The sequence below is a fragment of the Burkholderia territorii genome, from assembly GCF_902833055.1.
GTDB classification, from domain to species: domain Bacteria; phylum Pseudomonadota; class Gammaproteobacteria; order Burkholderiales; family Burkholderiaceae; genus Burkholderia; species Burkholderia territorii.
The window spans coordinates 1-14,492 of the sequence record NZ_CADFEJ010000039.1; the positions used below are offsets into that span (position 1 = coordinate 1).

Annotated in this window: 13 protein-coding genes and 1 pseudogene; 6 read left to right on the forward strand and 8 right to left on the reverse strand. The window is 64.7% G+C overall.

Annotation, left to right across the window (positions count from 1 at the left end; all coding sequences use genetic code 11):
* Positions 1-864 (forward strand): efflux transporter outer membrane subunit (locus tag HW466_RS30605; protein ID WP_176316127.1); only part of this gene is annotated, 864 nt, incomplete at its 5' end.
* A 429-nt stretch (positions 865-1,293) separates the two neighbouring features.
* Positions 1,294-2,070 (forward strand): hypothetical protein, encoded by a 777-nt coding sequence (locus tag HW466_RS30610; RefSeq protein ID WP_151004568.1) that lies wholly within the window; start codon positions 1,294-1,296, stop codon positions 2,068-2,070.
* Positions 2,071-2,231: 161 nt separating this feature from the next.
* Here the strand turns inward: HW466_RS30610 and HW466_RS30615 are convergent, their stop codons facing one another.
* Positions 2,232-2,651, reverse strand: a complete 420-nt coding sequence (locus tag HW466_RS30615) for an NUDIX hydrolase (RefSeq protein ID WP_151004574.1) — start codon at positions 2,649-2,651, stop codon at positions 2,232-2,234.
* 224 nt (positions 2,652-2,875) lie between these two features.
* Complete coding sequence (locus tag HW466_RS30620) at positions 2,876-3,745, reverse strand: mechanosensitive ion channel family protein (RefSeq protein ID WP_059768480.1); 870 nt, start codon at positions 3,743-3,745, stop codon at positions 2,876-2,878.
* A 768-nt stretch (positions 3,746-4,513) separates the two neighbouring features.
* Here HW466_RS30620 and HW466_RS30625 point away from each other — a divergent pair.
* Positions 4,514-7,849, forward strand: coding sequence for an autotransporter outer membrane beta-barrel domain-containing protein (locus HW466_RS30625; RefSeq protein WP_239006246.1), 3,336 nt, complete (start codon positions 4,514-4,516; stop codon positions 7,847-7,849).
* A 248-nt stretch (positions 7,850-8,097) separates the two neighbouring features.
* Here HW466_RS30625 and HW466_RS30630 read toward each other — a convergent pair whose 3' ends face one another.
* The 3 genes from HW466_RS30630 to HW466_RS30640 form a co-directional block, all read right to left on the reverse strand.
* Positions 8,098-8,931, reverse strand: coding sequence for a fucose-binding lectin II (locus HW466_RS30630; RefSeq protein WP_060023369.1), 834 nt, complete (start codon positions 8,929-8,931; stop codon positions 8,098-8,100).
* 118 nt (positions 8,932-9,049) lie between these two features.
* Positions 9,050-9,439 carry a fucose-binding lectin II gene (locus HW466_RS30635; RefSeq protein ID WP_059768489.1) on the reverse strand — a complete coding sequence of 130 codons (390 nt, stop codon included), beginning with the start codon at positions 9,437-9,439 and terminating at the stop codon, positions 9,050-9,052.
* Between the two features lie 598 nt (positions 9,440-10,037).
* Complete coding sequence (locus HW466_RS30640; RefSeq protein ID WP_174906090.1) at positions 10,038-10,178, reverse strand: hypothetical protein; 141 nt, start codon at positions 10,176-10,178, stop codon at positions 10,038-10,040.
* A gap of 179 nt (positions 10,179-10,357) precedes the next feature.
* Between HW466_RS30640 and HW466_RS30645 the strand changes: the two genes are divergently transcribed.
* Entirely contained in the window at positions 10,358-10,882 is a 525-nt protein-coding gene (locus HW466_RS30645) for a hypothetical protein (RefSeq protein WP_174906091.1), read from the forward strand.
* Here the strand turns inward: HW466_RS30645 and HW466_RS30650 are convergent.
* Entirely contained in the window at positions 10,846-11,226 is a 381-nt protein-coding gene (locus tag HW466_RS30650; protein WP_176316128.1) for a hypothetical protein, read from the reverse strand. The two genes, HW466_RS30645 and HW466_RS30650, sit on opposite strands and share 37 nt — an antisense overlap.
* A 175-nt stretch (positions 11,227-11,401) precedes the next feature.
* On the opposite strand from HW466_RS30650, the gene HW466_RS30655 reads away from it, so the two are divergent.
* The gene (locus HW466_RS30655; RefSeq protein WP_059805991.1) at positions 11,402-12,658 is read left to right on the forward strand and encodes a putative Na+/H+ antiporter; all 1,257 of its coding nucleotides are present in this window, start codon (positions 11,402-11,404) and stop codon (positions 12,656-12,658) included.
* A 206-nt stretch (positions 12,659-12,864) separates the two neighbouring features.
* A complete protein-coding gene (locus tag HW466_RS30660; protein WP_151004561.1) occupies positions 12,865-13,533 on the forward strand; it encodes a MarC family protein in 669 nt (222 codons plus the stop codon).
* 146 nt (positions 13,534-13,679) lie between these two features.
* Here the strand turns inward: HW466_RS30660 and HW466_RS30665 are convergent, their stop codons facing one another.
* Entirely contained in the window at positions 13,680-13,898 is a 219-nt protein-coding gene (locus HW466_RS30665) for a hypothetical protein (protein WP_060260170.1), read from the reverse strand.
* A 309-nt stretch (positions 13,899-14,207) separates the two neighbouring features.
* Positions 14,208-14,492, reverse strand: a pseudogene (locus HW466_RS30670) (amino acid permease); the annotation flags it as partial.

The window sequence follows — 14,492 nt, forward strand, 5'->3', positions numbered from 1 at the left end:
ACGCTGAAGACGGCACAGGCGTCGTACGACCTGACGAAGCTGCAGTTCGACAACGGCACGGGCTCCGAGCTCGAGCTGCGTCAGGCGCAGACGGTCGTCGAGACGGCGCTCGCGAACCAGCAGGCTCAGGCGCGTGCGCGTGCGCAGGCACTGAACGCGCTGGTGCTGCTGATCGGCGAGCCGCTGCCGGACGACCTGCCGCCCGGCATGCCGCTCGATGCGCAGAACCTGCTGACGGACGTGCCGGCCGGTCTGCCGTCGGATCTGCTGACGCGTCGTCCGGACGTGATGCAGGCCGAGCAGACGCTGCTGGCCGCGAACGCGAACATCGGCGCGGCACGCGCGGCGTTCTTCCCGCGCATCTCGCTGACGGGCGCGTTCGGCACCGGCAGCCCGACGCTCGGCGGGCTGTTCAAGGCCGGCACGGCGGCGTGGTCGTTCGCGCCGCAGATCACGATGCCGATCTTCGAAGGCGGGCAGAACATCGCGAACCTGAATCTCGCGAACGTGCAGAAGCGCATCGAGATCGCCAACTACGAGAAGGCGATCCAGTCGGCGTTCCGCGAAGTGTCGGACGGGCTGGCTGCACGCGGCACGTACGACCAGCAGATCGCCGCGCTCGAGCGCAACGAGCACGCGCAGCAGCGTCGCTTCGACCTGTCGGACCTGCGTTACAAGAACGGCGTCGACAGCTACCTGTCGGTGCTGACCGCGCAAACCGATCTGTACTCGGCGCAGCAATCGCTGATCAGCGCGCGCCTGGCGCGCTGGACGAACCTGGTCACGCTGTACCGCGCACTGGGCGGCGGCTGGATCCAGCGTGCAGGCGAGACGCCGCGCGCGCCGGATGAAACGGCCGACTAGGACATCCCGGGAGCTGGTTTGAAAGTACCTTGCCGGAAGCCCATTGGCATCATTGAAGCGGGCAGGACCGCCAGCGCCAATTGGGGTATGCGTGCCTTCCGTGCACATTCTGGCGGTCGGTCGCCGTAGAGCAAGCTGATTCTGTCACTCCGGAATCCCGATCGAGCAAGACATCCGCACCTTGGGTTGACGACTTTATGGACGGTCCCGCCAATCAATGTCGTCAACGCGCGTAGTGGGTCATCGCGGCCATGAAGCTTGTTGGACGGCAAACGGATCTCGCTAAACTCGGCACGACGACGAGAACCTTTCCAGTCGATGATTCAGGTGTCGAGCCCTGGCTCAAGAAGCGTCGGTCGAAGATGGAGACGGTTCGTACCGTCAACGAGTGAATGTACGTTGGCCTTTGGAATGTCGAGGAGGGTGGTCATGGCGGTTCGAGGGGAAGAGGAAAAGGAACACGGATCGGCGCCGCCGGTGGCGCTAGGGTATCTGCAGAAAGCATGGGAATGGCAATGGGCGCTGCGTCTCACGTACTTGCTTCTGTTTACGGACCTGGCGTTGCTGGTTAGCGGGCGTCATGGCCTGCTGCACTGGTCGATCAGGAGCGAGGCACTTCAGGAAAGCGCCGGGTTTCTCTGTCTCGCCGTCACAGCCTTTGGCCTGATCGCTTCGATCGGCATTCCCGTGCTGGCCGAAGTCGCGCGAAGCGTTGTTGTTGCAGTCGTTTGCGCGATTCCATGGCAATTGACCGCTTTATTTCGGCACGAGCCAGACTGGAAACGGCCAGGCGGATGCGTGACGCCTTTCGAGCTGCGAAACCTCGCGTTGGACGAGAAGGATGATTTCCTGCTTCGACTCTACGATAAATATGACCGTCGTCAAACCGAGTTGCGCGAGCAACGTCGTCAGGCGGGGAACCTGGTCTTCGGCGTCTTGTTGCTGATGGTCCTGGACGGGATGGATGTCGTCGGCGGTTCCACGCAGGAATCGATCGTCGACGCATTGGTGAATGTGTTTCATCCGTGGAGCAGCATGTTTTGGTGGGGTATTACGATCGCGGGGTTTATGGCGCTCAAATGGGCATGGTGGGACGGCTACGAGCGAGAATGGATCTATTACCCACCTCTGCATCGTTCCATCTCCGCTGCTGAAGAAGAGCATCGACGCGAAATGGCGAAGTTTCGCGGAGGCGTTTACAAATAGGCGGCGCGCATGGCGCATTGCCATTCGACAGCATCGCGGGGCGAAATAGTTTCTTCACTCGGGGATCGTCGTCGTTCAAGGCCTCGGCTCGCCAATTGCAATTATCGGTACGGCAAGACTAGCGGCTCGAACCCGGATTTCACGTAATGCATGGCAGACATTCAGGATGCCAGGTCCGCAACGTCCTGATCGATCATGCCCGGCACGAGGCGTGGCTGCCGCAACCACTCGAATGCGAGCTCGACGATGCGGGGCGTCGGCTGGCTGCAATACAGCGATCCGAGCGACTCGCGGTCGATCCACGCACAATGCGCGATTTCCCCTGCGGGACGCGCGACCGCACCCGGCTCGATGTCGGCGAGAAACACGTGATGCAGCTTGTGCGTGCCCGCGATCCGGAACAGGTAGCGCGCGTTGCCGCACGCGAGCCCGGTTTCTTCCTGCAGTTCGCGCCGCGCGGCGTCGCGCAGCGATTCGCCGTCGTGCGGCTTGCCGCCTGGCAGGGTCCAGCGGGCATTCAACCGGGCGACCAGAAGGATCCGGTCGCCGCGTCGACAAAGGACGGTGGCGCGCTCTTTCATTTTGGTTTCCTGATCGATGGCCCGCGTTCGAATCGGGGGCAAAAAAGACCGCCCGTGACGGGCGGCAAGGAACGGAGATTTGCTACGGGATGCCGGACGAAACGACCATTTCGTCTGGCATGGCCATTGTCGCGGCATGAAGGCGTGTAGTGAATCGGACGAGTCCGATTCATGCGTGGATCGCACGAAAACCCGATCCGAAGCGATTTCGCGCGCTGCGCCGGTCAGTTCTGCGCGACGCGCTCGCCTTCCGTGCGGCGTGCCGCGTCGTGAACGATGTGCAGCTCGCGCGTGCGGATCGGCAGCGTGCAGTTCGCATCCGCGAGCGCCTTGCGCGCCTGCCGCGCAAGCCGCCAGCGCATGTCCCAGAATTTTTCGGTGTGCGTCCACACGCGCATGTTCGCGATGGCGGTGCTGTCGTCGAAGCGCATCACCATGACGGTCGGTTCCGGTTCCTGCAGCACGTCGGGATCGGCGAGCGCCAGCCCGCGCAGCGCTTCGAGCGCGCGATCGATGTCGTCGTGCACGGACACCTCGACTTCGAGATCGAGGCGGCGCGTCGGGTTGCGCGTGTAGTTGCGGATCGCGCTGCCCCACAGTGCGCTGTTCGGCACGTATTCGCAGATGCCGTCCGGTTTCGTCAGGCGCGTCATGAACAGCCCGACTTCGTCGACGGTGCCGGCTATGCCGGCGCTGCCGTCGATGTAATCGCCCACCTTGAACGGCCGCAGCAACAGCAGCATGATGCCTGCCGCGATGTTCTGCATCGTGCCTTGCAGCGCGAGCCCGATCGCGAGGCCGGCCGCACCGAGCACTGCGACGATGCTCGCGGTTTCGATGCCGAGCTGCGACAGCGCGCCGACCATCGCGACGATGCGGATGCCCCATACGGCGACGTCGCAGAGGATCGGGCGCAGCGTGTCGTCGACGCGCTCCTTGTTCGTGAGCAACCGGTTCAGCCAGTTGCCGACGCGCCTGGACAGCCACCAGCCGGCGACGAGCAGCGCCAGCGCGGCGCAGAGTTTGATGGAGAGCGTGGACAGCGCGCTCCACAGGAACGTCCAGCGTTCCGGGTGAAGTTGATCGAGAGACATGAACGGATTCCGGTTGAATGAAACGATGCGCGGCGCGCATGAGCACGCGCAGGCAGCGTTCGACCATACACGGCACGCGATGGTTCGCACGTGCTGCGGGCGGCCGACGACACTATCGGATTTCGTTCGAATACCAGACGGTGTTTCTGCAAAATAAGATTGGTCCTATTGGTCCGTTTCGAACCCCGCCAATACGCGCGGTTTTACGTTGCCGGGATCGTGACGCTTGTTCCTCCGCGATAAACGGTTTTCCCGAATTTCCATGGATCGCGGGTGACGACGTCATGCGGTTCGACCGGCGTTCCAGTCTCGCACGCGCGCCAAGGTCGACCGCTCGATGCGACGTCGTGCCTTTCCCGCGGTATCGCGCGCAACGGCAGCGCGTCACGGCCGCGCTTGCATGCGAAGGGCCGGCCATCATGCGAAGCAACATCGCAGAATGGCAGGCAATCGATACGTGCGGAAAATCGCCTGCAGAATGGCGTCAAATTTTCCGATCGCTTCCCGTCGAAACCCCCTCTCTTTCAATGCGATAACGAAACCGGCAAATTCGACCGGCTTCCCGTCTCGTCGAGTCACGACTCTCGCGACGTTTCTCGCGTGCGCACCGCAGCAAAATCGCGCCATTTGTTTCAGCATTCCAAATGATTCGTTTCACTGATCACCGATATTAGTCAAATGGATCTTGCGATTATTTCAAGACAGGTGATATAACCCGTTCTGCGCACGAATTGGCAGCAATAACGTCACCAATATTGCGAGCGAATAATGAAAAGAAATGCGTTGAATCTGGGTGTGGGTGGAGTGGCGATCCTGACCGGCGCGATGCCGGTCGGTGCGTATGCGACGTGCTCGGCCACCGCGCCGGGCAGCGGCACGACGGTCACGTGCACCGGTGCCAGCGCGCCGTCGGTCGTGGCCACGGCCGGCAGCACCAACGTGACGGTCAGCCTCGATTCGACGGTGACGGGCAGCTATGTGCTGTCGTCCACGCCGACTCCGTTTTCGGTCGACACGTCGAGCGCGATCACCAACAACGGCAACCTGTCGATGTCCGGCAACGGCACGGGCGTCGCGAACCGCGGCGCGGTGCTGCTTGGCGTGAACAACGGCAATACGCTCACCAACGGCGCGACCGGCGTGATCGCGACGACCGGCCAGTACAACGACGGGATGGCCGCGAACGGCAACAACAATACGCTCGTCAACAACGGCACCATCACGACCGCCGGCAACAACGCCTACGGGATGACGGCCGCTTGGGGGCAAAGCAATCCCGGCGCGGCGGGCAACCAGATCGTCAATACGGGCACCGTGACGACCTCCGGCAACAACGCGCGCGCGGCGTCGCTGCTCGGCGGCAACGGGACGATCACCAACAGCGGCACGCTGACGTCGAACGGCAAGGACGCGCCGGCCGTCTACATGCAGGGCAACAACGACATGCTGGTCAACAGCGGCACGATCCAGACCACCGGCACCGCGACGAGCGGCGGCAGCGTCGATGCAGTCGTGTCGAACACGCTGGGCAGCTCGTTTACCGCGACGATCACGAACCAGGCGGGCGGCAGGATCATCAGCAACAACGGGATCGGTGTGCGCTCGACCAACGGCGCGACGACGATCACCAACGCGGGGCTGATCCAGGGCGGCGGCGGCACCGCGATCCAGGGCGGCAGCGGCAACGTGGCGCTGATCCTGCAGACGGGGTCGCAGATCGTCGGCACGGCGAACGGTGGAGCCGGTACCAACACGGTGACGCTGCAGGGCACGGGCACCGCGTCGAACGCGTTCACGAATTTCCAGAGCCTGACGATGGCCGGCGCCGACTGGACGTGGGCCGGCACCGGCACGTTCTCGACCGCGCTCGTGCAGAGCGGCACGCTGAACCTCACGGGTACGCTCGGCACGACGTCGGCGTCGGTCGTCGCGACCGTCAACGCAGGCGCGACGCTGCAGGCGAATGCGGCGAATCTGCCGCTGTCGGTGACCGATAACGGGCTCGTGCGGTTCCAGCAGGATAGCGCCGGCACGTATGCCGGCACGGTCGGCGGAAGCGGCGCCGTGGAGAAGACCGGCGCGGGCACGCTTGCGCTCGCGCCGGCCGCGGCGGGCGGAAACACGTATTCGGGCGGGACGACGATCACCCGAGGCACGCTGTCGGTCGCGGCCGACAACGCGCTCGGAGCTTCGTCAGGAACACTGACTTTCAACGGCGGCACGCTGCAGCTCGGCAGCGCGTTCGATCTCGCGGCGAGCCGTGCGGTATCGATCACGGCGAACAACGGCACGATCGACACGCAGGGCTTCAACTCGACGATTGCGCAGAACGTCACGGGCGCCGGTTCGCTGACGAAGCTCGGCAGCGGCACGCTGACGCTGAATGGATCGAACGGCTACACGGGCGGCACGAACGTGAATGCGGGCACCGTAGTCGTCGGAGACGGCACGAGCGCATCGGCGGCGCTGAGCGGCGGCGGGCCGGTTGCGGTTGCGTCGGGCGCGACGCTCGGCGGCTACGGCAGCGTGACGGGCAACGTGACGAACAACGGCACGATCTCGGTCGCGAATGCGCTTGCGAGCCTCGCGAGCGGTGCGACCGGCAATTTCCGGATCAATGGAAACCTGATCAACGCCGGCCTCGCGCAGCTCGGCGGCAGCGGCGTGGGCAACGCGCTGACGATTGCCGGCAACTACGTCGGGCAGAACGCGACGATCGCTTTGAACACGACGCTCGCCGGCGACGGCGCACCGTCGGACAAGCTGGTCATCAGCGGTGGCGCGGCGAGCGGTGCGAGCACGCTGAAGGTGACGAATGTCGGCGGCGCGGGTGCGCAAACAGTGGCCGACGGCATCCAGGTCGTGCAGGCGACGAACGGTGCAACCACAAGCGCGGGCGCGTTCTCGCTGTCGGGCGGATCGGTTGGCGCAGGCGCCTATACGTACTTTCTCGCGAAGGGTGGCGCATCGAACGGCACCGGCGAAAGCTGGTATCTGCGCAATACGGTGCCGCCGAAGCCGGTGCCGCCGGTCGTGCTGCCGGGCCAGCCGACGCCGCCGACCGAACCGCCGATTTCGCCGGCCGCAGGCACGCCCGAATCGATCGTCGCGGCCGTGGACCATGCGGGCACGGGTGGCGCCCCCGAACCCGTGTACCGTCCCGAGGTGCCGCTGTACGCGGAAGCACCGGCTGTCGCGCGACAGCTCGGATTGCTGCAGATCGATACCTTCCACGATCGTCAGGGCGAACAGGGGCTGCTGGCCGAGAACGGATCGGTGCCCGCGTCGTGGGCGCGTGTGTGGGGCGGCAACAGCAATATCGAGCAGAAGGGCGATGTAACGCCGTCGTTCGACGGCACCGTATGGGGGATGCAGGTCGGGCAGGATCTGTATGCGGACACGACCACCAGCGGCCATCGCAATCACTACGGCTTCTTCCTCGGATTCTCGCGTGCGGTGGGCGACGTGAATGGCTTCGCACTCGCGCAGCAGGGCCTCGGGGTGGGTTCGATACAGGTCAATGCATACGATCTCGGCGGGTACTGGACGCACATTGGCGCGGGCGGCTGGTACACGGATGCGGTCGTGATGGGCAGCGCACTCACGGTGCGCACGCATTCGAACGGCAACGTGAACGGATCGACGGACGGCAACGCGTTCACGGGATCGGTCGAAGCCGGCTTCCCGGTCGCGCTGGGCCACGGGCTGACGCTGGAGCCGCAGGCGCAGCTGGTGTGGCAGTGGCTGTCGCTCGGCAAGTTCAACGACGGTGTGTCGGATGTTACCTGGAACAACGGCAACACGTTCCTGGGCCGGATCGGTGCGCGGCTGCAATATGCGTTCGATTCGAACGGTGTGAGCTGGAAGCCTTACCTGCGCGTGAACGTGCTGCGTTCGTTCGGCTCGGACGACAAGACGACATTCGGCGGCGCGACGACGCTCGGCACGCAGATCGGGCAGACGGCCGGGCAAATCGGCGCGGGGCTCGTCGCGCAGTTGACGAAACGCGGCAGCGTCTATGCGACGGTCAGCTACCTGACGAACCTCGGCGGCGAGCATCAGCGCACGATTACCGGCAATGCTGGCGTGCGCTGGGCGTGGTGACGCCCGGCGCGCGTGCTCGCGGACGTCGGCCGCGGTCAAATCGACAAGCCACGCTCGCTCGCCGGCGCGCACGACACGTGGGCCGCGCGTGGCTATGGGCTCGCGTGTCATGTCAGTACAAGGCCCGAGTGCGCACCGACGTGTCGCACGCGTTCAGGGCTCGCGTTGCGGCCGTCGTGCTCCGGATCGCCAGGCCAACCACGAGGCCCGGCGATGGACGGAACGTGCGCGTCGGTCTCGTGCAATGCTCAGCCGAGCGGCCAGTTCAGGAATACGATGCCGTCGTTGTAGTCGTCATCGGTGCCGTCTTCCGAGCCGACGATCCCGAAGTACGACTTCTTGAAGATGTCGACCTGGCGCGAGCCGAGCCGCGACGGCTTGCCGTTCACCGTCACGATCACGCGCACGCGTCCCTTGCCGGAGTCGAGCACTTTCGTGCCGAGGTTCTGATCCTGCACGCCGGCGCCCTTGAACGTGGCGACCGGTTTCGGGTTGTCGTCGACGTAGATGTCGATCGTCTGGTCGTTCGCCGCGTTGGTGAGCGCGGTCACGCCGAACTTGATGTTCGGCGGGAGATTGAACGTGCCGTCGCGTTCGCCGCCGCCGCCGATCGTCCCGCTGCCGCCCGTGCTCGTGCCCGTGCCTGTGCCTGTGTCGCCTGTACCGCCAGTTTGCGACGATGTTTGCGCGGCCGTCTCGCCGATCGCCGACAGGCTGGCAAACGAATCGATATGCATCGTGCTGCCGCGCACGCTTTTCCACTGGGCTTTTACGAACGTGATGTCGCTCGTGACGTCGATCGCGACGACGAGCGTGAACGGCACGCGTCCACTGGTTTCCGGCGCCTTGGTGGAATGGGTGAAGCAGCCGTCCGCGGCCACGCCCTTGTCGGTCGCGATCGCGAAATAGATGCCGGGGTAGTTGTCGCCGGTGGCGTACGGCGTAGGCACGTTGAGCGTGACCAGAAGCTTGCCGTCGCGAATGTTCTCCTTCGCGATGTCGAGGTGCAGACCCGGTATGTCGACATACACCTCGGACGTCAGGACGGGCGCGCTTTTGATCGAAGTCGAAAGAATGGGCATGAAGGTCTCCAATGTCGGAGCGGGGTTCGATTGAGTGGCCGTGTGCGATGCGATGCGCAACCATCGGGCTGCCGCCGTCAGCGGCATCCCGACGACTGTCCGCCGATCGCTCAGTCGATCAGCCGATGGGCCACTGCAGCACGACGATGCCGTCGTTGAAGTCGCTGTCGTGACCGTCTTCCGACACGACGATCCCGAAGTTCACCGTGAACGGCGAACCGTCCGATTTCTTGCCGTTGATCGGCGCGAGCCGCGCGTCGGTGGCCGACGGCTTGCCGTTCGCCGTGATCTCGAAGCGGATCTTGCCGTTGCCGGAATTCAGCGTGGCTTCGCGCGGACCGTCGCGCGTGGTCAGCTTGTGATAAGCGGCAGGTTCGGTGCTGTCGCCGATGAACAGCTTGATGTGCTGCTGCTCGGCGGCATTCGCGAAGAAAATCGCGCGGAAATCGGTATTCGGCGGAATCGAGAATTCACCGGCACGATTCGATGACGTTTGAGAGTCGGCCATGCTTTCCTCCTGAAAACGGTAGTTGACGCGTCTCACCGCGTTGCGCAAACGTTTGCCGTTTGAAACGCGGTATGGAAAGCATGTCGAAAAAATAATCGAAAAATATTTTCCCGCGAATGATTATTGTTCAATAAATCGAAAATGGTGCAATGTCGATTTAATCAAATGGCATTAATTGGTGGCATTGCCGTATTTTCGAGAAACTATATTCGGACGCGTTTCGATTTTCTGAACGATGCGCGACCGCCCGACGCGGACGCGGGCATGTGCGGGGAGAGGGACGCGTGCCGCGGTGGACGCGGGAATCGATCGGGCTTCGGAGCGGACGCTCGGCGTTCGCATATGGCAGCGTTAGCGTTTCAACACTTTTCAATCTCTGTCGTGGCCGCGCCCACCGGCCACCGCCGAGCGCCCACGCCGAAACCCGATCGCAAAGAGGCAGGGTGCGGCGAACGGTGAAGATTGATGACCACACTCACTCCGACATGAATAGGACTTCACCGTCGCCGCACCCATGAAGCATATCGGCCGCGTTTGACGGTGCCTATCGGACGGGGCTGATTTTGCTTTCACGATGCTGACACGGGCTCGCTGGCCATCACGCGTAGATCGGCGGCGCGAGCGCCATCGCGAGGAACAGCGACACGCTCACGTTGCGGACCGGTAACACCGCGTGCCCGGACGGCCGCCAGGCGAACAGCGGCAGCCCGTTGCCGAGCACGATACCGACGAACGGCACGCACCCGAGCGGCGGCGGATCGAGCGCGGTGTCGGCGAGACGGCTCGATCGTCGATCGCAATCGCGTGAACGCGAAATCAGTCCGGTCCGATTTACTTGCCCGCGAGCCGAACGCGATACTGGCGCCGATGAATTTCCCCTCAAACGAGCGCGGTGCGGTTTGCCGAGGACGTACTCCTATGGACATCATGGGCTATCGACACATCATCGAGCGGCTGGCGACACATGTCGCGTGTCCGCTCGCGGGCGTGCGGTTCAGGCGCGGGCCGAGTGCCCGGTGGCCGGCCGTCGTCGTGGCGATCGCGGGATCGATGTTCGGGTCGATGTGCGTTGCGGCGCCTCACGCGCACGAGATGCGGCAGCCGGCCGCGATCGGGATGCACGACGGCGCGAATCCCCCGCACCCCGGTTTCATCGCGCGTTCGGCCGCCGCACCCGTTGGTGCCGCACGGAGCGGCGCGGACGATTCGGGCCGAAAGGCGCGTGAGTCGGCCGCGCTGGCCGCGGCGCACGCGAAGGCGCGCTATCCGCGCAAGCCCGCTGCGTCGTCCGACACCGCGAAGGCGCTCGGCATGACCGATGCAGAGCTGGCGTCGTGGCTCACCGATATCCGCCAGCAGGCATCCGACCCGATCCCGCGGCGGCAGCGACACGGCGAGGTCGAGCTTCATCCGATGTATCCGGCGCACCCGACCGATTCCTGACGCGGCTGCACATCCTTCTTCCGACGCAGGCCTGCCTGTCGGTTGCCTTCCCCGCCGGTTTCCCGCACACGCACCGCCGCGCGCCGACAATGGCGCATTCGCGTCGCTTCTCGCGACTCGGCACGTTTCTCGAACGTGCCGACAACATCGTGCGCTGTTTCGACATCGGGCAGGCCACGGCCGACGCCTCGGCTCAGTTCGACATGCACGATGAGGCGACGGTTCGTCGACGAGGCGGTGCGGGCCGTCCACGCACGCGCGCAATCGCCGGCGAAGACGGGGAGGGTGACGCCGGAGCGAACGGCGGTGCGGGAGGGCGGGGACGAGGCAAGCGGGCGATGCACGAGTGAGGCTCGTCGGGGCGGCTTTCCGGAAGGCGATGCTTGTACAACCGGCCCGGTCGTCGATTATCGGACTGGTCCGATTGGGATGAATTCACGATGGCGATACTCTTCGGACTCGTGTTTTACCCGCACCGGCCGCGACTCGTCGAATGCCGGACTTGAAACGGATACCGACATGCCCCACACCGTTGAGATCGCCGGCGCCATCATCTTCGCGTTCGCGCTGCTGCACACTTTCCTCGCGAAGCGCTTCGAGGTGCTCGCGCATCGCCATCCGCGCCATGCGGGCCTGTTCCACTTTCTCGGCGAGGTCGAGGTCGTGTTCGGCTTCTGGGCGCTCGTGCTGCTCGTCACGATGACGGCGCTCGCGGGCCCGAAGGTTGCGCTCGACTATGCCGAATCGCGCGTGTTCACCGAGCCGTTGTTCGTGTTTACGATCATGGTGATTGCTGCGAGCAAGCCGATCCTCGACGCGGTGACCGGGCTCGTACTGCGAATCGCGCGCGTATTGCCGGCCGATACCGAAGTGTCCGTCGTGTGGTTGTCGCTCGCATTGATCCCGCTGCTCGGCTCGTTCATCACCGAGCCGGCCGCGATGACCCTCGCCGCGCTGATCCTGCGCGACCGGCTGTTCTGCGCACCGGTCCGGGAGCGATGGAAGTACCTCGCGCTCGGCGTGTTGTTCGTCAACGTGTCCGTCGGTGGCACGCTGACGGCCTATGCGGCACCACCGGTGCTGATGGTGGCGTCCGCCTGGGGTTGGGACAGCGCGTTCATGGCCACGCAGTTCGGCTGGAAGGCGGTCGTCGCGGTGCTGGTCAACGCCACCGTGCTGATGGCGCTGATGCGCGGCGAACTGGCCGGCGCGCCGACGCAGGTTGCCACGCACGACACCGTGCGTGTGCCGGCCGGCGTCACGCTGATCCATCTCGGCTTCCTGGTCGGCGTCGTGCTGAGCGCGCATCATCCGGTGATATTCATCGGCCTGCTGCTGTTTTTCCTTGGTTTCACGCATGCATACGAGCGCTATCAGTCGCCGCTGCTGCTGCGCGAGAGCCTGCTCGTCGCATTCTTCCTGGGCGGCCTCGTCGTGCTCGGCGGCCTTCAGCAATGGTGGCTGCAGCCGGTGGTCGAAGCGATGGACGCCCATGCGCTGTATGCGGGCGCGCTCGGCCTGACCGCGATCATGGACAATGCCGCGATCACCTACCTCGGCTCGCTGATCGACGGCATTCCCGACGAGGCGAAATACATGCTCGTCGCCGGCGCGGTGGCGGGCGGCGGCCTGACCGTGATCGCGAACGCGCCGAATCCGGCCGGCCTCGCGATCGTCCGCAAGGGTTTTCGTGACGAATCGGTGAGTGTAGGCGGGCTGCTTGCCGCGGCGCTCGGACCGACGGTCGTCGCGAGTGCGGCGCTATTGCTTCTGTGAGTGCCGGCCGGGCGGCGAACGCCCTGCGTCGCAGAATCGGACTCGACTGATTCCGATTCCGCCTTCTCTCCACGACAATTTCGATTCCACGAGGCGCCGGGCGCAGCCCGCGCTTCGCGGAAACAATCTGCGATTGCGGCCGCTCCTGTCGAGCGGCCGTTTTTTTGCGTCATGTCACGCTATGTCAACGGAGAACCATTGTGGCGATGTCGGTTGAACGACTGATTCCTGAAATCCTGTTCGGCGTCACGGGCCTGGTCGGCATCATCAATCCGATCGGAATGGCTTTCGTGTTCCTCGAGCGCACACAGTCACTGACGGAGGCCGAGCGCGCGCAGTTGACGAAGAAGCTGGCGATCAACGTGTTCGGCACGCTGCTCGTGATCTTCTTTTTCGGCGCGCCGGTACTGAACTTCTTCGGCATCTCGATGGAGGCGCTGCGCATCGGCGGCGGGTTTGCGGTGGCGGTCGCCGGATGGTCGATGCTGAATGCGCCCGACGTGCCGAGCGGCTCCGCGCCGGCGCAGGGCGGCGATCTGCAGAGCCTGATGTCGCGCGCGTTCTTTCCGTTGACGGTGCCGCTGACGATCGGCCCGGGCTCGATCGCGGCCGGTATCGCGCTGCACGCGAACCGTGCGAGCGGCGTGGCCGACTATTTGATGTCGGGTGTCATTTCGGTGGCCGTCGCCGCGCTGGTGGCGCTCGCGATCTGGCAGATCTATAGCCGTGCGACGACGCTCGCCCGATATCTCGGCGCCGACGGCACGAAGGTCGCCATGCGCGTATCCGCGTTCCTGCTGCTGTGCGTGGGCGTGCAGATCATGCTGACGGGGGTGTCGGAGTTCGTGCGGACGGTGGGCGCGCAGGCGGGTTGAGCATGCCGCGCCGGTCTTCGGTGAAGCGACTGCCGTCGGGGCGCGGTTCGCCTCGTCGCAGTGATGCTGAGTACGCAATCGAGCAATCGGCGCGCGACACGAGCCGAGCGGTTCCCGATTCCGTTCAATAAGCGCGCTTCGACGCGCTACGCCGGATCGATCGTGAAATGGGCCAGCGCGTAGTGCGCGCGACACGTCCACAGCGTGTCGCCGTCGCGATGGAACACCGCGATGCCGTCTCGCACGGTCATCCGCGTGCGCGGATGCACGGGGCCGTGCCCGTTGATGGCGGCGGCGAAATCGTTGCGTTCCTTGCCGGAGGCCCAGTATTCGCCGTCTTGCAATGTCGTCTGTCGTGGGTTCATGTCGACTCCGGTCTTGACCGGCATCGCGGCAAGGCTTCGGTGCGGGCGCTCGATGCTCGCATATGGCAGCGTTATCGAGTTGCAGCACGATCAGCGCACGTTAAAGCGTGGCCGCGCCCACCGGCCACCATCGAGCACCCGCATCGAAGCCGTCGCATGCGAACGGCGCGCGGTATCCGGAATCGCCCGGGCGTTGCCCGGGGAGGCGCGGTCAGCGCCGTTGATCCGGTACCGCGAAAAACCACCTTATCGTTGAAAATATCGCCGGCCCTTCGGACCGGGATGATTCGCCAGTCGGGCGATCAGGACTCAACGCCCCCAGGCGAGGTAATACGACACCCCGATCGTGAGCGCCGCGCCGACCAGCGCCGCATACGGCATCAGGTTCAGCCACATCGCGCGCTTCGGCATCTCGAGCTCCATGTCGCGCTGCATCTGCGCGGGGAAACGGCCGCGATCCTGCCAGTAATGGCGATAGAGAAACACCGGCACGATCAGCAGCATCGCGATCAGCCCGTTGCGCAACGTGCCTTCGCCCTGCAGGTTCGCGCCCGCGCCGACATAGACGAGATTCGCGTAGCCGCAGATCGAACC

What these genes read in the sequence shown, in the direction of transcription:
- HW466_RS30610 (WP_151004568.1), top strand. Translation starts at nt 1,294, where the DNA reads ATGGCGGTTCGAGGGGAAGAGGAAAAGGAACACGGATCGGCGCCGCCG.
- HW466_RS30665 (WP_060260170.1), bottom strand. Translation starts at nt 13,898, where the DNA reads ATGAACCCACGACAGACGACATTGCAAGACGGCGAATACTGGGCCTCC.
- HW466_RS30645 (WP_174906091.1), top strand. Translation starts at nt 10,358, where the DNA reads ATGGACATCATGGGCTATCGACACATCATCGAGCGGCTGGCGACACAT.
- HW466_RS30620 (WP_059768480.1), bottom strand. Translation starts at nt 3,745, where the DNA reads ATGTCTCTCGATCAACTTCACCCGGAACGCTGGACGTTCCTGTGGAGC.
- HW466_RS30630 (WP_060023369.1), bottom strand. Translation starts at nt 8,931, where the DNA reads ATGCCCATTCTTTCGACTTCGATCAAAAGCGCGCCCGTCCTGACGTCC.
- HW466_RS30635 (WP_059768489.1), bottom strand. Translation starts at nt 9,439, where the DNA reads ATGGCCGACTCTCAAACGTCATCGAATCGTGCCGGTGAATTCTCGATT.
- HW466_RS30615 (WP_151004574.1), bottom strand. Translation starts at nt 2,651, where the DNA reads ATGAAAGAGCGCGCCACCGTCCTTTGTCGACGCGGCGACCGGATCCTT.
- HW466_RS30655 (WP_059805991.1), top strand. Translation starts at nt 11,402, where the DNA reads ATGCCCCACACCGTTGAGATCGCCGGCGCCATCATCTTCGCGTTCGCG.
- HW466_RS30660 (WP_151004561.1), top strand. Translation starts at nt 12,865, where the DNA reads ATGTCGGTTGAACGACTGATTCCTGAAATCCTGTTCGGCGTCACGGGC.
- HW466_RS30625 (WP_239006246.1), top strand. Translation starts at nt 4,514, where the DNA reads ATGAAAAGAAATGCGTTGAATCTGGGTGTGGGTGGAGTGGCGATCCTG.